Origin of the sequence: Thiomonas sp. OC7 (assembly GCF_900634595.1) — a bacterium.
Classification (GTDB): Bacteria; Pseudomonadota; Gammaproteobacteria; order Burkholderiales; family Burkholderiaceae_C; genus Thiomonas; species Thiomonas arsenitoxydans.
Window position 1 is genome coordinate 1,673,108 of sequence record NZ_LR131953.1, and the last position, 15,748, is coordinate 1,688,855.

18 protein-coding genes, 1 pseudogene and 1 riboswitch are annotated in these 15,748 nt (G+C 65.8%); of the genes and pseudogenes, 9 read left to right on the forward strand and 10 right to left on the reverse strand.

All coding sequences use genetic code 11. The annotated features are described in order from the left end of the window. Position 1: 1 nt before the first annotated feature. Genes BIO17B3_RS08085 through hypE form a run of 4 tightly spaced genes read left to right on the forward strand, consistent with a single transcriptional unit; the run spans position 2 to position 3,194 of the window. Positions 2 to 283 (forward strand): HypC/HybG/HupF family hydrogenase formation chaperone, encoded by a 282-nt coding sequence (locus BIO17B3_RS08085; RefSeq protein WP_031403906.1) that lies wholly within the window; start codon positions 2 to 4, stop codon positions 281 to 283. A 1-nt stretch (position 284) separates the two neighbouring features. Further along, a complete protein-coding gene (locus BIO17B3_RS08090) occupies positions 285 to 980 on the forward strand; it encodes an SIS domain-containing protein (protein WP_031403905.1) in 696 nt (231 codons plus the stop codon). Then, positions 967 to 2,130, forward strand: coding sequence for a hydrogenase formation protein HypD (gene hypD, locus BIO17B3_RS08095; protein WP_038167367.1), 1,164 nt, complete (start codon positions 967 to 969; stop codon positions 2,128 to 2,130). Before BIO17B3_RS08090 ends, hypD begins: the two co-directional genes overlap by 14 nt. Beyond that, positions 2,127 to 3,194 (forward strand): hydrogenase expression/formation protein HypE, encoded by a 1,068-nt coding sequence (gene hypE / locus BIO17B3_RS08100; protein WP_031403903.1) that lies wholly within the window; start codon positions 2,127 to 2,129, stop codon positions 3,192 to 3,194. Before hypD ends, hypE begins: the two co-directional genes overlap by 4 nt. Before the next feature lie 90 nt (positions 3,195 to 3,284). On the opposite strand, the gene BIO17B3_RS08105 is transcribed toward hypE, so the two are convergent. Then, positions 3,285 to 3,605 (reverse strand): hypothetical protein, encoded by a 321-nt coding sequence (locus BIO17B3_RS08105; protein ID WP_031403902.1) that lies wholly within the window; start codon positions 3,603 to 3,605, stop codon positions 3,285 to 3,287. Positions 3,606 to 3,667: 62 nt separating this feature from the next. On the opposite strand from BIO17B3_RS08105, the pseudogene BIO17B3_RS08110 reads away from it, so the two are divergent. Then, positions 3,668 to 4,545 (forward strand): annotated as a pseudogene (locus BIO17B3_RS08110) (IS3 family transposase); the annotation flags it as partial. Here BIO17B3_RS08110 and BIO17B3_RS08115 read toward each other — a convergent pair. Together BIO17B3_RS08115 and BIO17B3_RS08120 are read right to left on the reverse strand one after the other, a co-directional pair. Next, positions 4,474 to 5,583, reverse strand: coding sequence for a dynamin family protein (locus BIO17B3_RS08115; protein ID WP_031403900.1), 1,110 nt, complete (start codon positions 5,581 to 5,583; stop codon positions 4,474 to 4,476). The pseudogene BIO17B3_RS08110 and the gene BIO17B3_RS08115 overlap by 72 nt on opposite strands. A gap of 29 nt (positions 5,584 to 5,612) precedes the next feature. After that, on the reverse strand, positions 5,613 to 5,939 hold the full coding sequence (locus BIO17B3_RS08120) for a hypothetical protein (RefSeq protein WP_156053704.1): 327 nt from the start codon (positions 5,937 to 5,939) through the stop codon (positions 5,613 to 5,615). Between the two features lie 92 nt (positions 5,940 to 6,031). On the opposite strand from BIO17B3_RS08120, the gene BIO17B3_RS08125 reads away from it, so the two are divergent. Continuing rightward, the gene (locus tag BIO17B3_RS08125) at positions 6,032 to 7,387 is read left to right on the forward strand and encodes an IS1182 family transposase (protein ID WP_156053705.1); all 1,356 of its coding nucleotides are present in this window, start codon (positions 6,032 to 6,034) and stop codon (positions 7,385 to 7,387) included. A 256-nt stretch (positions 7,388 to 7,643) separates the two neighbouring features. Here the strand turns inward: BIO17B3_RS08125 and BIO17B3_RS08130 are convergent, their stop codons facing one another. After that, entirely contained in the window at positions 7,644 to 8,309 is a 666-nt protein-coding gene (locus tag BIO17B3_RS08130; protein WP_370512645.1) for an MFS transporter, read from the reverse strand. Positions 8,310 to 8,353: 44 nt separating this feature from the next. Here BIO17B3_RS08130 and istA point away from each other — a divergent pair, with 44 nt between their 5' ends. Both istA and istB read left to right on the forward strand, forming a co-directional pair. Then, positions 8,354 to 9,934, forward strand: coding sequence for an IS21 family transposase (gene istA / locus BIO17B3_RS08135; protein ID WP_156053707.1), 1,581 nt, complete (start codon positions 8,354 to 8,356; stop codon positions 9,932 to 9,934). Beyond that, positions 9,921 to 10,685 (forward strand): IS21-like element helper ATPase IstB, encoded by a 765-nt coding sequence (istB, locus tag BIO17B3_RS08140; protein ID WP_156053708.1) that lies wholly within the window; start codon positions 9,921 to 9,923, stop codon positions 10,683 to 10,685. Before istA ends, istB begins: the two co-directional genes overlap by 14 nt. On the opposite strand, the gene BIO17B3_RS08145 is transcribed toward istB, so the two are convergent. The 6 genes from BIO17B3_RS08145 to BIO17B3_RS08170 all read right to left on the reverse strand — a co-directional run bounded on the left by BIO17B3_RS08145 (position 10,680) and on the right by BIO17B3_RS08170 (position 15,118). Further along, positions 10,680 to 11,435 carry an MFS transporter gene (locus BIO17B3_RS08145; protein WP_156053709.1) on the reverse strand — a complete coding sequence of 252 codons (756 nt, stop codon included), beginning with the start codon at positions 11,433 to 11,435 and terminating at the stop codon, positions 10,680 to 10,682. The genes istB and BIO17B3_RS08145 overlap by 6 nt on opposite strands. Then, on the reverse strand, positions 11,435 to 11,809 hold the full coding sequence (locus BIO17B3_RS08150) for an HIT family protein (RefSeq protein WP_031403874.1): 375 nt from the start codon (positions 11,807 to 11,809) through the stop codon (positions 11,435 to 11,437). Before BIO17B3_RS08150 ends, BIO17B3_RS08145 begins: the two co-directional genes overlap by 1 nt. Positions 11,810 to 11,855: 46 nt before the next feature. After that, a riboswitch (Fluoride riboswitch) is annotated at positions 11,856 to 11,920 on the reverse strand. 71 nt (positions 11,921 to 11,991) lie between these two features. Continuing rightward, a complete protein-coding gene (locus BIO17B3_RS08155; RefSeq protein ID WP_031403873.1) occupies positions 11,992 to 12,609 on the reverse strand; it encodes a histidine phosphatase family protein in 618 nt (205 codons plus the stop codon). Positions 12,610 to 13,048: 439 nt separating this feature from the next. After that, positions 13,049 to 13,306, reverse strand: coding sequence for a hypothetical protein (locus tag BIO17B3_RS08160; RefSeq protein WP_031403872.1), 258 nt, complete (start codon positions 13,304 to 13,306; stop codon positions 13,049 to 13,051). After that, positions 13,306 to 13,740, reverse strand: a complete 435-nt coding sequence (locus tag BIO17B3_RS08165; protein ID WP_031403871.1) for a putative toxin-antitoxin system toxin component, PIN family — start codon at positions 13,738 to 13,740, stop codon at positions 13,306 to 13,308. The genes BIO17B3_RS08160 and BIO17B3_RS08165 overlap by 1 nt, the downstream gene beginning before the upstream one ends. A gap of 415 nt (positions 13,741 to 14,155) precedes the next feature. After that, positions 14,156 to 15,118 carry an IS5 family transposase gene (locus BIO17B3_RS08170; protein WP_156053710.1) on the reverse strand — a complete coding sequence of 321 codons (963 nt, stop codon included), beginning with the start codon at positions 15,116 to 15,118 and terminating at the stop codon, positions 14,156 to 14,158. Positions 15,119 to 15,280: 162 nt separating this feature from the next. On the opposite strand from BIO17B3_RS08170, the gene BIO17B3_RS08175 reads away from it, so the two are divergent. Beyond that, on the forward strand, positions 15,281 to 15,727 hold the full coding sequence (locus tag BIO17B3_RS08175; protein WP_156053711.1) for a hypothetical protein: 447 nt from the start codon (positions 15,281 to 15,283) through the stop codon (positions 15,725 to 15,727). The last annotated feature ends 21 nt before the right edge of the window (positions 15,728 to 15,748 follow it).

Consider the following 15,748-nt stretch of genomic DNA (forward strand, 5'->3'; position numbering starts at 1 on the left):
TATGTGTCTTGGAATTCCCGGCCGCATCGTCGACATCGTCGACGCCAACGCCTGCCTGGCGACAGTGGAAGTCTCCGGCGTGCGGCGCCAGGTCAACATCGCCTGCGTGGTCGACGCCGACCACCCGCCCGCGTCGTGCGTGGACGACTGGGTGCTGGTGCACGTGGGCTTCGCGATGAGCCGCATCGACGCCGACGAAGCCCGCAAGACTCTGGATCTGCTCGCCGAGCTCGGCGAGATGGAGGCCGAGCTCGACGCCATGCGCCAGACCTCGGGAGCCTGAGATGGACACGCCCTCTGCGCTCGAAGGCCTCTACCCCTTCCTCCACGGCCATCCCAAGGACGCCACGCAGGAACACGCGGCGCTGCTCGAATCGGTGCGGCGCAAGAGTGCGGACAGCATGGCCGCCAAGGAACGCTTCTACCGCGACCATGCCGAGGAGGTGGTGGCCTGCGCCCGCGCCCTGGCCGCCGTCTATGCCGGCGGCGGGCAGATGTTCGCCATGGGCAACGGCGGCTCCAGCTGCGACGCCGCACACTTTTGCGTGGAGTTCCAGCATCCCGTCACGGCGGGACGCCCGGCGCTGCCGGCGATGAATCTGGTGATGGACATGGCCATGTTCTCCGCAGTATGCAACGACATCGGCGTGCGCCACGTGTTCGCCCGCCAGCTCGAAGCGCATGCGCGCTCCGGTGACGGCCTGGTGGGGCTTTCCACCAGCGGCAACTCCGACAACCTGATGCAGGCCTTCGCCAAGGCGCGCGACATGGGGCTGCGCACCATCGGCTTCGCCGGCGGCGACGGCGGCGCGATGCGCCGCAGCGGCCTGCTCGACCACTGCCTGGTCGTCGACACCGACTCCATCCACCGCGTGCAGGAAGTGCACGTCTCGCTCTATCACATCCTCTGGGATCTGACCCACACCCTGCTGGCCGACCAGCGCGGCGCAATCAAGGACACCGACCATGCAGTACGTTGACGAATTCCGCGACCCGCAAAAGGCGCGCGCCCTGGTACACCAGATCGGCGTGCTGCTCGAGCGCATTCCCGCCGCGCACAGCCGCCCGCTGCAGATCATGGAATTCTGCGGCGGACACACCCACACCATCTTCCGCTACGGCCTTGAGCAGATGCTGCCCGAGCACATCGAGATGATCCACGGCCCGGGCTGCCCGGTGTGCGTGCTGCCGATGGGCAGGGTCGACGACTGCATCGCCATCGCCCAGCGCCCGGAGGTGATCTTCACCACCTTTGGCGACGCCATGCGCGTACCCGGCTCGCAGAAGAGCCTGCTGCAGGCCAAGGCCGACGGCGCCGACGTGCGCATGGTGTATTCCCCGTTGGACGCGCTGGACCTCGCCCGCCGCAACCCGGACCGCGAGGTGGTGTTCTTCGCTCTGGGTTTCGAGACCACCATGCCCAGCACCGCGCTCACCGTGCAGCAGGCCGAGCGCGAAGGTCTCCGTAATTTCTCACTGTTCTGCAACCACATCACCACGGTCCCGACCATCAAGGCCATCCTCGATTCGCCCGACATGCAGATCGACGGCTTTCTGGCACCCGGCCATGTCTGCATGGTGGTGGGCGAGGCGCCGTTTGCGTTTGTCGCGCGGGACTATCACCGCCCCATCGTGATCACTGGCTTCGAGCCACTGGACATTTTGCAGTCGCTGTGGATTCTGATCCGCCAGATGGCCGAGGGCCGCTGCGCGGTGGAGAACCAGTACGCCCGCGTGGTGCCCGCCGGCGGCAATCCGCCGGGGCTGCAGGCCATCAGCGACGTGTTCGAACTGCGCGCGTTCTTCGAATGGCGCGGCCTTGGATCGATCGACCATTCCGGCGTGCGCATGCGCAGCAAGTACGCCGCCTTCGATGCCGAGCACAAGTTCGCGGTGCCCAACCTGCGCATCGCCGATCCAAAGTCCTGCCAGTGCGGCGAGGTGCTCAAGGGCACCATCCGTCCCTGGGAGTGTAAGGTCTACGGCGCCCCCTGCTCACCCGAAACGCCACTGGGCGCGCTGATGGTGTCGTCCGAAGGCGCTTGCGCCGCCTATTACAACTATGGCCACCAGCCCCGCCGGGTGCAGCCCGACGCGCGCCTGGCCGCCCACTTAGACACTGCCGAATGAACGCTCCAGACTCCTTCCCGCGCCGGCGCAGTGGCAAAGTCGTCGACGATCAAATCACCCTGTCACACGGCAGCGGCGGCAAGGCCATGCGCGACCTGATCGACGACCTGTTCGTGCGCACCTTCGACAACCCGATGCTCGCCACCCTCGAAGACCAGGCGCGCATCGACCTTGCCGAACTTACCGCGCACGGCAACCGGCTGGCGATGACCACCGACTCCTACGTTGTCACCCCGCTGTTCTTCCCCGGCGGCGACATCGGCAAGCTCGCCGTGGCCGGCACCGTCAACGACCTGGCCGTGAGCGGCGCGCGCCCGCTCTACCTCACCTGCGGCATGATCCTCGAGGAGGGGCTGCCCATCGCCGAGCTGCGCCGGGTGGTGGCCTCCATGCAGGCTACAGCGGTGGCGGCGGGAGTGCGCATCGTCACGGGCGACACCAAGGTGGTGCCACGCGGCGGCGCGGACAAGCTGTTCATCAACACGGCAGGCATCGGCATCATTCCCCACGGCATAGACATCCGCGCCGACCGTGCCCGACCCGGCGACGTGGTACTGATCAACGGCCACATCGGCGACCACGGCGCGGCCATCGTCGATGCCCGGGGCGAGCTGGCTCTGGAGAGCGGTGTGGAGTCGGATTGCCAGCCCCTGGGCGGGTTGATCGCCGCCATGCTCACCGCTTGCCCGGACATCCACTGCATGCGGGACGCCACCCGCGGCGGCGTGGCGACCGTGCTCAGCGAGTTCGCCCAAGCAAGTCGCTGCGCTATCCGTTTGGAAGAAGACGCCCTGCCCATTCGCGAAGCTGTGCGTGGAGTATGCGAGATCCTCGGGCTGGACCCGTTGTATCTCGCCAACGAAGGCAAGATCGTCGCCATCGTCGCACCCGAGCATGCCGAGGCGGTGTTAGCCGCGATGCGCGCCCATCCCGCCGGACGCGACAGCCGTGCCATCGGCACCGTGCGCGAGGCGCCGAAAGGTACCGTCGTGCTCGCCACGCATTTCGGCGGCGACCGCAGGGTGGACATGCTCTTCGGCGATCAGCTGCCGCGGATCTGTTGAACGGCAGAATTGAGTCTCCCGGGGTCTCGAGGGCGCTCTGACCATGGCTTCGGTGGGCAGCACAGTCACGAAGTTTGGAGACCCCAGTGGTCAGCCGATTGGCGAATTGGGAACCTTCTGCGTAAGCAATGGGATGGACGCTCCTGGCAGTTGAGTGGTTGTTGATACCTCCACTTTGGCACAACGATGCCGCGGAAGGTGGGAGCGTCCATCCCATTGCTTACGCAGCAGCGGGTCGACCCCGGCATCGCCGCAGGCGATCACGTTGGCCTGGCTGAAGAAGCCGAAGAACGAATGGAGCCCCGCTGCGTGGTTCGTATCTGGGTCCGCATGCTGGTCGTGCAACAAGGCCGTCTGTAGATGTGCAGTCTGTTCCTCGTTCGGGTGCGCCTTGAATTCATGCAGAGGCAAGAAAAATCGCCATCAAGGAAAAACCATCCACATCTCTTGACTGCGGGGGGAGTCCCTGTAGATTTTTTAGAGGGAGCGCTCACCAAGGCGGGATTGCTGAGCGCAAGACGATGATCGACCGAGACCACAAACTCAGCATCACGCGTCAGGCCCAACTGCTGGGCATGAGCCGCGGTGCGGTGTACGTCCTACCCCAGCCCACGAGCCCAGCCGACTTGGCCCTGATGCGCCAGATCGACGAACTGCATCTGGAGCATCCCTTCATGGGCGCGCGCATGCTGCGTCGGCAGTTGGCCCAAGAGGGGTGGCAGGTGGGCCGGCGTCACGTCGGCACACTCATGCGGCGCATGGGCATCGCGGCCCTGGCCCCGCAGCCTGGCACCAGCAAAAATGCGCCCGGCCACAAGATCTACCCCTACCTGCTGCGCCGACTGACGACTGCGCGCTCCAATCAGGTCTGGGCGCTCGATACGACCTACATTGCGATGGCAAGGGGTTTCGTCTACCTCACCGCCGTGGTGGAGTGTTCAGCCGCCGGGTCTTGGCCCACAAGGGGGCCATCACGCTGGAGGCTTGCCATGCCAAGGAGGTCATCGAGCAGGCCTTGGCCCGCTGGGGCACGCCCGAGATCGTCAACACCGATCAGGGCAGCCAGTTCACCGCCACCGAGTTCACCGACGCCGCGCTGGAGCGTGGCTGCCAGCTCAGCATGGATGGGCGCGGGGCCTGGCGCGACAACGTCTTCGTGGAGCGACTCTGGCGCAGCGTGAAGTACGAGCGGGTGTATCTCAAGGCCTACGGCAGCGTGATCGCCGCGCGGGCCGACATTGCCGAGTACATGACTTGGTACAACGGCAGCCGGGCGCATTCACGCTTGCAGGATGCCACGCCGGATGCGCACTACTTTGCCAACCTGCCGACCGAAAAACAGGCCGCATAAGATGGAAGTCCCCGGTGCGCCCCGAGTTGTCCACCGCGGCTTGCGTTCGTCGCAAGCGACGCCGCCGCCGTGGACAACTCTGCACACGAGACCGATGTCGCAGCGTTCGATGCTGGCCATGGTGTCCCCACCCGAAAGGGTTTCCGGGTGATCCACGCCGGGGATATCGACAAGGGCAATGTCCCCGCTGAGCAGATCAACCGGCAGGCGGATCTCCAGACACGTCGCATGGCGCGCATTGCCTAGATTTTGTTGGGCGCTCACGAACTCGGCGATACGCCCGAGGTCGAAGCTCTCTATGAGCGCATCGGCAAACTCCGCTTGGCCAATGGGCGAGGCTCCGTAGACGATGCGCACGGGAACCGCCGTGATGGGCGTGACACCGACCGGAAGCACGGGCTGACCAAGAATCCGGTTGAGAAGCTCAGATTTCCCGGCCTTCACGCGGCCAAATGCGGCGACCTGCAGGATCGGAACATCCAACCGTGTTCCGAGCATCGCGACAGGGCGACGAAGCACGACGAGATCGTAGGTGTCGACGATGCGCTCGATCTCTGCGAAAAGGGCTCCCATGGCCAGTAGCTGGCCCTCGCGCATCAAACGCGCGGACCGAACTGCATTCCCGCCCTGCGCCAAGTAGGCGTCCATGGCGTCGAGCCGCGCCGCTAGATCGGAAACGAGGGCACGAAGCTCCCGCGCCTCGTCGTCTGCAACCTCGCCCCGAGCGGCAAACCGGAAGGGATCGAGGCCGTCCAGGGCACGCTGCGCATCGATCAGCCCTACTCGTGCGGATCGCAGCGAACCCAACGTGGCATGCGGGGCGGAGATACTCAGGCGCTTGAGCGACGCCCGCACGACTGCGCGCAGGTCGCGGACATGGTCTGCCACCAGCCGCTCCTGGACCGGAGCCGCATCCGGGCTGCAGGGTGGAAACAGCCGGTCTCTCGCTCCTGGGCCCAGGCGACTGCACACCCCGGCCAGGACCTCGTCGATCTGCCGGAGGACGGAAAGCAACTCGGTGCGACGGGCGTCGTTCATGCCTCTGGTCGTTCGTTCTCATGCCGGCCTCACCGGGCGGCTGACGCTCCGGGCCCGGCGACCCTCGTGAACAGGGGCAAGGCAGCGAACTGGCATGCCAGGCAGAAGGCCGCCATGGTGGCGATGGGCCACTGGTAGAGCGCCCCGATGACCACGCTACCGGCGAACCAGGCGATGCCGTTGCCGGTGGTGAACAGCCGGTAGGCTGAAGCACGACGCTGCGACGACACCCGGTGCGCCAGCGCTGCCTGGGTCCCCGATTCATGCACCCCCATGCCAAGGCCCCACAATGGCGCGCCGACCATGGCGAACCCGAAACTGCCGTAGCACACCAACGACACCAGCGGTGCGAACAAGGCGCCGGCTAGGAGGCTGTCGGACTTTCCAGGCTTACGCCTGATGGATGAATCCGAGACAATGGCGACAGTCCATTGAGGAGTTCCTCGCGATGAGTCGCTTCGTTTGTGTTGATCGAGACACGGCCTACCTTCTGCCGCCTTCGGTGGACGAGTGGTTGCCCAGTGATCACCTCGCGCGCTTTGTGGTCGAAGTGATTGATCGGCTCGATCTGGACGATCTGGTCAAGCAGTACGCGGGCCGGGGCTCGGCCGCGCATCACCCTTCGGTGCTGCTGGGGCTGCTGATCTACGGGTATGCCAACGGGGTGCATTCGAGCCGCAAGATCGAGCGCGCGACCTACGACTCGGTGGCGTTCCGCTTTGTGGCGGCCAATACGCATCCGGACCACGATACGCTGGCCGCGTTCCGGCGGCGCTTTCTGAAGGAGATCGAGGCGCTGTTCGTGCAGGTGCTGGTGCTGGCGCGCGAGATGAAGTTGCTCAAGCTCGGTCACATTGCGCTGGACGGCACCAAGATCCGAGCCAGCGCGAGCAAGCACAAGGCGCTGTCGTGGGGTCACGCCAACAAGATCGAGGCGCAGTTGCGCCAGGAAGTCCAGGACCTGTTGGCGCGGGCGGAGAAGGATGATCGATCCAGCGCGCCCGATGGCATGGATGTGCCCGCCGAGATCGCGCGCCGCGAGGACCGCCTGAGCGCCATCGCGCAGGCCAAGGCCAAGATTGCGCAACGCGCCGCCGAACGATTCAAAGCGGAGCAGCAGGAGTTCGAGACCAAAGAGGCCAAGCGCCGGGCCCAGCGCGAGGCCGGGAAGAAGCCGCGCGGGCGGGACCCTGAGCCGCCCCAGGCCGGACCCCAGGACAGCGACCAGGTCAACCTGACGGACGAGGAGTCGCGCATCATGCCGGTGTCCGGCGGCGGCTTCGAGCAGAGCTACAACGCCCAGGCCGGCGTGGACATCGAGACGATGATGGTGGTCACCGCGCACGTCACGCAGGCCTGCAATGACAAGCGCGAAGTGGTGTCCACGCTCGAGCAGATTGCGGCGTTGCCCGGGGCGCTTGGCAACGTGCAGACCCTCGTTGCCGACAACGGTTTTTGCAGCCAGGCGAACGTGCTCGCCTGCGTGCAGGCGGGAATCGAGCCGCTGCTGGCGATGAAGCGCGAGTCGCATCACGTGCCCCTGGCCGAACGGTTTGGGCCCGACCCCGACGCGCCGCGAACTGCGGAGCCGGTCGCCAACATGGCCCACCGCCTGTGCACACAGGCAGGCCGGGCGCTGTACAAACTGCGCAAGCAGACCGTCGAGCCCGTGTTCGGCATCATCAAGCACGTCATGGGCTGGCGTCAGATGAGCATGCGCGGGCTGCACAAGGCGCAAGGCGAGTGGAACCTCGTGACCATGGCCTGGAACATCAAGCGCATGCATGTGCTGCGCGCCGGGTGACGAGCAAAGAGGGAAAGTGCGCCCAGATCGCGCCCCGCACGACCTGCTCTGCGCCCCAACGGGCCGCCCAGGAGCCTGTGCAAGTGATGAAGACGCTGGCGGCGTGCCTGGCCGCGCATAAACCGCGCGGCTCACCGCCGCCACCCGCCCCTCGGGCTCAAGTCCGACGGTCTCCTAGGGTGCGGGAAATAGGCAAGATGCGCCATACGCGATGACATCGCAATATACGCATAAGCTGCCATGAGTGGCGCCGTGGTTACGGCGAGTGTTTCAGTTGTGCGTCGCTCGCAGCCAAGCTGGCGAACAGCGGCAAAGCGGCCAACTGTGTGCCGAGACAGAACACCACCAGCCAGTCCAGCGACACTGGATAAAGCAGGCCGATGACCACGCTGCCACCAAACCAGGCGATGCCGTAGGCGGCAGTGAACAGGCCGTAGGCCGAGGCGCGGCGTTGCGGGTTAACGCGCAGCGCCAGGGCGGCCGGAATGATGGACTCGTGCACACCCATGCCCAGGCCCCACAACGCCACGCCGAGCCAGGCCCACATCGGCCCGGCGAGAAACACCAGCGGCGCGAACAGCGCACCGGCCACGGTGAGCGGCAGCAACAGGCGGGTGCCGATGCGATCGAACCAGCGGCCCAGCAACAGCGAACCACCGCCCGACACCGCCATCGCCAGGGCATAGGCCTCGGCAATCCATGTGCCGGGCAAGGCATCGTATCGATGCAGGTGGTAGGCCAAAAGCGGATAGTCGGCGAAGCCGGCGGCCACCAGGCAGGCTGCCACCAGGTACAGCCAGAAGCCGCCCCGATGGCCACCCAAACTCCCCCACCTTTGGCCACCTAAATTCCCCCACCCTGGCCACGGCGCGATGATGCGCTGACAGGCCGGCGAGCACGCCGGCGGCCAGAGGTCTGGCAGGACGTTACTTTCCCCTCCCTCAACGTCGAGGGAGAGGCACGGAGGTGAACGTCTTGAAGCCGCATTTGCAAACGACCATCTGGACGCTGCTGCGCAAGGGCAGCAGCCAGCGGGAGATCGCGCGCTTGACGGGGATCGACCGCAAGACGATCCGCGCCTACGCGCAGCGCTTTGCCGAGGGCGAAGCAAACTCCCCCGGGGTGGCCACCGGCCCCGGGGAGCAAACTCCTCCACCCCGGCCACCGGCTCCGGCGTCCTCGACGCCGTCGCTGTGCGAGCCGCACCGGGCCTTCATCGAGGCCCAGCTGCGTCTGAAGCGCAACGCCACGGCCATCTACCAGGACCTGGTCGATCTGTACGCGTTCGCCGGTCACTACAACTCGGTCAAGCGCTTCGTGGCCCGGCTCAAGGTGCGCGAGCCCGAGCAGTTCGACCGCCTGGAGTTCGCCCCCGGCGAGGAGATGCAGGTCGACTACGGCGAGGGCGCGCTCACGCGCGTGCCCGGCAGTTCGCGCTACCGCCGCCCGCGTCTGTTCGTGGCCACGCTGCGCTACTCCCGGCGCAGCTTCCGCCGTGTGGTGTGGAAGTCGAGCCAGCAGGTCTGGGCCGAGCTGCACGAGCAGGCCTGGCGCTACTTCGGCGGCTCGGCCCACTACGTGGTGCTCGACAACCTCAAGGAAGGCGTCGTCAAGCCCGACCTGTACGAGCCCGAGCTCAACAAGGTCTACGCCGCCACGCTCAAGCACTACGGCGTGGTCGCCGACCCGGCGCGCGTGCGCGACCCCAACCGCAAGGGCAGCGTCGAGAACGCCATTGGGCACACCCAGGCCACCGCCCTCAAGGGCCGTCGCTTCGAGAGCCTGGAGGAGCACAACGCCTTCCTCGAGCACTGGGAGACCAAGTGGGCAGCGCCGCGCATCCACGGCAGCGCGCGCCGGCAGGTGCAGGCCATGTTCGAGGAGGAGCGCGCCCACCTGCAGGCGCTGCCGGTGCTGGGCATGCAGTACTTCACCGAGGCCGAGCGCACCGTCGCCGACGACAGCTGCGTGCGCGTCGACCACTGCAGCTACGCCGCCCGTCCGGCGCGCATCGGCACCCAGGTGCTGGTGCGCATCTATGCCCGGCGCATCGAGATCCGCGACCTCAAGACCCAGGAGCTGCTGCGCACCCATGACCGCGCCGAGCACCCCGGCACCGTGGTCCTGCCCGCCGAGGAGCGCGTGTTCAACCCCTCGCGCGAGACCCGCCGCATCCTGGCCCAGGCGCGCGCCATCGGCGCCGAGGCCCTGCGCCTGTGCGAGCTGTTGTTCGCCGTCGAGGGCCGCGTGGGTCAGCGCAAGCTCTGGGGCATCGTCTCCCTGGCCGAGCGCTACCCCCGGCGCCTGGTCGACGCCGCCTGCGCCCGGGCGCTGCACGAAGGCGTCTACAGCTATCGCCACGTCAAGGCGCTGACCGAGAGGCTCGTCGCCGACGCCTTGCAGGCCCTCGACGCCGCTCCGAGCGCCGAGCCGCTGACCCAGCAGCACGAGCTGATCCGCCCGGCCGAGGAGTACGCCGATCTGTTCGCCCGTGCCGCCGCCGACTCTCTCACCCACGACAGGAGCCACCAGCATGACCCTCAATGAGATCGAACGTTCCCTGCGCGAGCTGCGCCTCTCCGGCATCGCCGACACTTTGTCCACGCGCGTGCTGCAGGCGCAGAGCAGCCAGGAGCCGTTCCTGGTGACCCTGGGCGCCATGCTGCAGGACGAGCTCGACCGGCGGCGATCCCGCCTCAACGACCGTCGGTTCAAGCAGTCGCGCCTGGACGAGAAGGCCACCCTGGCCGACTTCGACTGGCGCTTCAACCCCAAGCTGCCGCGCGCGGCCTGCTTCGAGCTGCACACTCTCAAGTTCATCGGCGACGGCGCCAACGCGCTGATCATCGGCAAGCCCGGCACCGGCAAGAGCCATGTGGCCAAGGCCGTGGCCTACCAGGCCACGCTGCAGGGCTATGACGTGCGCTACGTCGAGGCCGACACCGAGTTCGCCCACTACGCCCTGGCCAGCACCGCCGAGCAAGCATCCATGCTGCGCGCCTGGATCGAGCCCGACCTGCTCGTGCTCGACGACCTGTTCCTGGCCCGGCGCATCGGCGACGCCGCGGCCGAACTGCTGCAGGCCATCGTCCACCAGCGCTACAAGCACCGCCGCTCCATCATCGTCACCTCCAACCGCGTCGTGCAGGACTGGGGCAAGTACCTCGGCGACGCCACCATGGCCACCACCATCCTCGACCGCCTCATGCACCGCGCCGCCATGCTCGAGTTCGAGGGCCGCAGCTACCGCCTCAAGGAGGCCGCAGCGCGCATCGCCGTCACCGCCGATGCCTCATAATCCGCCCGTCCTGCATGGAGGAGTTTGACTGGCCATAAGTGGGGGAATTTGAAGTGGCCATCGGGGGCCGCGACCATAGGTTCTGCTCGGTGCGGCGTCGGGCCGCGGCGTCGGCTCCAGATCTTGCGGCCGTGGGTAGGTGTGTCTGGCCCTGAGCACCAGGGTCAGATTGATGAGCGCGGGGATGAGCAACAAACCGTAAACCAGGCGGTAGTCATGCTGCCACAGCAAGACCGCCGCCACGAGTAGCGGCCCGAGCACGGCGCCGGTCTGGTCCAGCGCTTCGTGCAGGCCGAAAGCCCAGCCGTAGCCGCCCAGGCTCTGCCCGGCATGCGCCAGCAAGGCGTCGCGCGGCGGGTTGCGCAGGCCTTTGCCAATGCGCTCGAGCACGAGCAGCAAGGCGGCCTGGGGCCAGGTGTGGGCCAACGCCAACGCCGGCACTGACAGCATCTGCACGCTGTAACCCACAAGGATGATGGGCCAGAAAGCCTGGGTTCGATCAGCGGCGCGACCCGACAGCAAACGCAGCGCATACCCCGCCAGTTCGCCAAGCCCGCTGACACTGCTGATGACAAGGGCCGAAGCGCCGAGCAGACCGAGATAGGGGCCGAGGACGCTGCGCGAACCTTCGTAAGTGCAGTCGGCGAACAAGCTGAGCACGCCGATCGTCAGCACGAAGGCCAACGCCTGGCGCTTGCGTGCCGGGCTCACTGGTGAGCCGTCGACAGCGTCGAGATCGGGCGCCCGCATCAGTATTTCTGCCGCGCCGGGATCACGCCGCGTACACCGCCCAGCGGGTCGTCCATGTCACCGTGGTAGCGGGGGATGAGATGCAGATGAACGTGGAGAATGCTCTGGCCGGCGGCCAGTCCGCAGTTCACGCCGAGGTTGAAGCCGTCGGCGTCGTGCTCGCGCTTGAGCAGGGTGCGGGCGTTGTCGGCCAGCGCGAGCAGGCTTCGCTTCTCGTCCCAGGTAGTGTCGAACCAGTCGGCCACATGGCGATAGGGAATGATGAGCATGTGCCCCGGAGTCACCGGGTCGCGATCGAAAATCGCATAGGCCAGATTGTTGCGCAGTACCGGTTCTGTGATCTGGCAGAACGGGCAGGGCTTGGTGGCGGACATCGTCGTCTCCTCGGCATGGTCCGACGCGCAGCGTGGCGACACGGAGCGCAGAACAGACATCATCAGCCTGGAGGCGGTTGGGGTCAGGAGGATGTCATCTCCTGGGATGCATTACAACAAAGCTGAAGCAGATGGCATGTTTCGAATTGTTAGTTCATGTCTGCTCGCCTTGGGCTGCATACTCAGGTCAAGCCGCGCAGATGGGCAGTATCGTTGACCCGGTGCACGCTCACCTGAGCATCCGCGTGGATGTCGAGCACATTGATGCAGCAAGGGCTTTGCTCGATGCGCCAATAGCTTGAAAGCGGCAACTCCAGCGCCTGCATCAGCAGCACGCGGTTGACGCTGTCATGCGCCACCAGCACCACGGTGTCGTCGGCATGGCCGGCGAGCAATTCGCGCAGCGCGTCGGCCGTGCGCAGCGCCACCGCCTGCAAGGATTCGCCGCCGGGAAATCGCATCCACTGGGGAGTTTGCTTCCACAGCGCGAAGTCGCGCGGGAACTCGGCGCGGGCTTGCTCATGGGTTTTCCATTGCCATTCGCCGTAGTCGAAATCGTCGATGCCCGACTGCACCTGCGCTGGCAGGCCGCAGGCTGCAGCAATGGCCGCGCCGGTATCGCGGCAGCGCTGCATCGGGCTGGTGTAGATGGCCGCAGCTTGGAACTGAGTGGCGATGGTCTGGCCAAGCGCTGTGGCCTGGCGTCGGCCCAGATCAGTAAGTGCCAGCTCCATACGACCGCGAAAGCGTGGCGGCGTGATGCCTTCAACCTCGCCATGACGGGTGAGAACGATGTGCATGTGATGCTCCTTGCGTAAAGACACGGAATAGGCCCGTGCTGGCCATGCCGACATTCGCGGCGTGGCCATGTTGCCTCGCAAGGGTGTCTGCGGCAAGTCACTGTCACTGCATCTTGCCGGGAAAAGCGCGAATCGGTCATGTAGGCGCTTTTCTCCAAACCAAATGGCGGGTGTGGGTCCGCAGCACCGTTTGGTGATTGACCAAGCGGACATTCAGATGCGGCCGTGAACCGCGGAATCTGACCGTCCGTTCCGGCCGAGCACTTGCCGGTCGACATAATTGGTCGAATGACCGCCGCACCTTGAAGCTGCCGTTGACGTATAGCCAGGTCCATCGGCCGCAGACGAACGGAGCCACATCTCACATCGAGGAAGAGAAATTGGCGAAGACACTGGGCTGACTTCAACCCCTGTGAAGCTGCAAAGTGCTGCGCCGTGATCACGCTGCGCCTGGCGGCAGCAACAATTCATCGCCTGCGACCGGCACAGCATCCGGGCTAGCCTCCAGCCAGGCGTCGAACGCCGTGAGATCACCACGGCTACGCCGCTGCGCGAAATAAGCGCTCGTCTTGAGCGCTGACACCTTTTCGGCAATGGCGGTCACAAAAAACTGATTCATCGAGACATGCTCATCGAGCGCCACTTTCTTGGCATACTCCATGAGCGAATCGGGCACGCGCAAGGCATAGTTGGCCATCAGAATCTCTCCGATTGAAGGGTTTGCAAAAAGGCTCCGGGCGTGAGGACCGGAAGGCCAAACCGATGGGCAGGCACGAAATCGCGGCCATTGAGTGTGACCAGCGCATCGGCCCGGCCATTGAGCGCGGTTTCCAACACCATCTCATCGGCAGGATCGCGGAGCTGCGGCCGCCAGAGAAAGAACAACTCCACAGGTTCGGCCAGCAGGCAGAACGCGTCCAGGAAAGCCTCCACCATCGGTGCCGTCCTGTGACTCGCAGCGAGCTGCTCCGGGCGCGAGAGCACGGCTTCATATTCAAGCACCAGGGGCACCGATGCCAGCGCCAACAATTGGCCCTCACGCATCGCGCGTAGCACAGCGAACGATGCGCCAAGGCGACTGCGTGACGCAGCGACCAAGACATTGGTATCGAGCACAACGCGCTTTTTCATACTGCCGATGATATAACAAGCAAGATCTGTTTGCCCAAAGGGCCGCCCACCAGCGCCACTCAGCAGGTATGGTCAGCAGGTCGTCGAGGTCAGCGAGGGTCGATGCTGGGTACAAGGCGCCCGCATCGAGAATCGCCCGGATTCCAAAAACGTGTGAGAAGCGTAGTGCCGAAACGCGAGACAAAACAGGGTGTCGGGCGCAGCCTGACCAAGGGGCCGGTTTCGCCTGAAGCGCGAGCGCGACAGGTGAAACCTAGGGATGGTGTCCGAAATTGCCTGATTGCGGGCGCGAGGACGTGATGAAGGCCACGAGATGATTCCGGTCAGCGGCTGTGGACGAGTTGCGCGCCGGGATGCGCCCCGCGGAGGGCGTTTTGACCCCGCCGACGGCCGTTTTCGCGTGCGGCGGACGCACTCATCCCTGCGCCGCCATGAGATGTCGGCGTGCCATCCAGAGGTTGGACAGCGCGAACAGTGTGTGCAGCTGCGCGGTGTTCTTCGCCAGGCCGCGGTAGCGCACCTTGACGTGGCCGAACTGCCGCTTGATCACCCGGAACGGATGCTCGACCTTGGCGCGGATGCGCGCCTTGACGTGCTCCATCTCCTCGGCGATCGCGCCCTTCGGATCGGTCGTATCGAGCAGCCTGCGCAGTCCGGGGCGCAGCGCCACATGCCAGTGCGCCCGAATGCTTCGTGTGTCGTCTCGCTTGTCGACGCCCTGGTAGCCGGCATCGGCGAACACGTCCGCTTCCTCGCCATGCACGAGCGCATGCGCCTGGGTCACGTCGTTGACGTTGGCCGCCGTGCCCACCACCGTGTGCACCAGGCCGCTGTCGGCGTCCACGCCGATGTGGCACTTCATCCCGAAGTACCACTGGTTGCCCTTCTTGGTCTGGTGCATCTCCGGATCGCGCGTGCCGGTGTTGTTCTTCGTCGAGCTGGGCGCGGCGATCAGCGAGGCGTCCACCGCCGTGCCTTCCTTGAGCATGAGCCCCTTGGCCGCCAGCGTGGCGTTCACCGCCTCCAGCATCTTCGGCGCCAGCTCGTGCTGCTCCAGGAGATGCCGGAAGCGCAGGATGCTCACGCGGTCGGGCAGGCGGTTCATGCCGCCCAGGCCGGCGAACTGCCGGTACAGCGGAACGTCGAACAGCGCCTCTTCCATCGCCACGTCCGACAGCCCGAACCATTGCTGCAGGAAGTGAATGCGCAGCATCACCTCGGCACCGAACGGCGGACGACCACGCTCCTTGCGCGGCGCGTGCGGCTCGATCAGCGCGAGCAGTTGCGCCCACGGCACCACGCGCTCCATCTCGTCCAGGAACTTGCCCTTGCGGGTCTTGCGGCTCGTCAGGTCCAGGCCAAGGTCAGCTTGTTTCATAGGCTCATTGTCCTGGCCGCATCGTCACGGCGCCAGGGGCTGCGGGGCCTTTTTGAACACCATCCCTAGGCTTACCTTGCCCAGATTGAAAAAACCAACAAAACACTGATCGAAACACTACCTGTAGTTGCCCGGACCAAGGCCATGCACTACATTTAGCGCATGTTGATTAGCCCCGTGATTTTGCGCGCCGCATTGGAGCGGCCCATCGTGAAGCACCGTCCTGTCCTAGGGGCGGTGTTGGGGGCTGGCGTTGGCATGGGTTTGATTGCTGGAAACGGGGCGATCTTGGCCGGTGCGGCTTGGGCGATCATCGCGCTACTCGTTACCCTCATTGCGGCGGCAGAAACCTCCGCCGGTGTCCCACGCTTTTTTGCGCGTCAGGCGCGCGAGTTTGCGCGCGCCAACATCGCTCTGATCGCTTCAGCCCTACGCGCGACAATCGATGCCGTAGGCGTGGCCGCTGCACTGCGTGCCGTGGTCGTGCCGCGTCTGCAAGCCTTGACGTGTAAGGCGGCCATCCTGCCGCCTGTGCGCATCGCCCACCGCCGCATCGCCCATATCGCCATCACCGCGCGCGTCGTCCCCGCGCCGATCTCCCGCGCCTAGACGCGCGGGCTGCACTCCGTT

Excerpts from the sequence above, each read along its gene's own strand:
- BIO17B3_RS08085 (WP_031403906.1), top strand. The coding sequence starts at position 2 with ATGTGTCTTGGAATTCCCGGCCGCATCGTCGACATCGTCGACGCCAAC.
- BIO17B3_RS08090 (WP_031403905.1), top strand. The coding sequence starts at position 285 with ATGGACACGCCCTCTGCGCTCGAAGGCCTCTACCCCTTCCTCCACGGC.
- BIO17B3_RS08155 (WP_031403873.1), bottom strand. The coding sequence starts at position 12,609 with ATGCACATCGTTCTCACCCGTCATGGCGAGGTTGAAGGCATCACGCCG.
- BIO17B3_RS08160 (WP_031403872.1), bottom strand. The coding sequence starts at position 13,306 with ATGGCCAACTATGCCTTGCGCGTGCCCGATTCGCTCATGGAGTATGCC.
- BIO17B3_RS08165 (WP_031403871.1), bottom strand. The coding sequence starts at position 13,740 with ATGAAAAAGCGCGTTGTGCTCGATACCAATGTCTTGGTCGCTGCGTCA.
- BIO17B3_RS08125 (WP_156053705.1), top strand. The coding sequence starts at position 6,032 with ATGAGTCGCTTCGTTTGTGTTGATCGAGACACGGCCTACCTTCTGCCG.
- BIO17B3_RS08175 (WP_156053711.1), top strand. The coding sequence starts at position 15,281 with ATGTTGATTAGCCCCGTGATTTTGCGCGCCGCATTGGAGCGGCCCATC.
- hypD (WP_038167367.1), top strand. The coding sequence starts at position 967 with ATGCAGTACGTTGACGAATTCCGCGACCCGCAAAAGGCGCGCGCCCTG.
- istB (WP_156053708.1), top strand. The coding sequence starts at position 9,921 with ATGACCCTCAATGAGATCGAACGTTCCCTGCGCGAGCTGCGCCTCTCC.
- BIO17B3_RS08170 (WP_156053710.1), bottom strand. The coding sequence starts at position 15,118 with ATGAAACAAGCTGACCTTGGCCTGGACCTGACGAGCCGCAAGACCCGC.
- BIO17B3_RS08150 (WP_031403874.1), bottom strand. The coding sequence starts at position 11,809 with ATGTCCGCCACCAAGCCCTGCCCGTTCTGCCAGATCACAGAACCGGTA.
- hypE (WP_031403903.1), top strand. The coding sequence starts at position 2,127 with ATGAACGCTCCAGACTCCTTCCCGCGCCGGCGCAGTGGCAAAGTCGTC.
- BIO17B3_RS08115 (WP_031403900.1), bottom strand. The coding sequence starts at position 5,583 with ATGAACGACGCCCGTCGCACCGAGTTGCTTTCCGTCCTCCGGCAGATC.
- BIO17B3_RS08145 (WP_156053709.1), bottom strand. The coding sequence starts at position 11,435 with ATGCGGGCGCCCGATCTCGACGCTGTCGACGGCTCACCAGTGAGCCCG.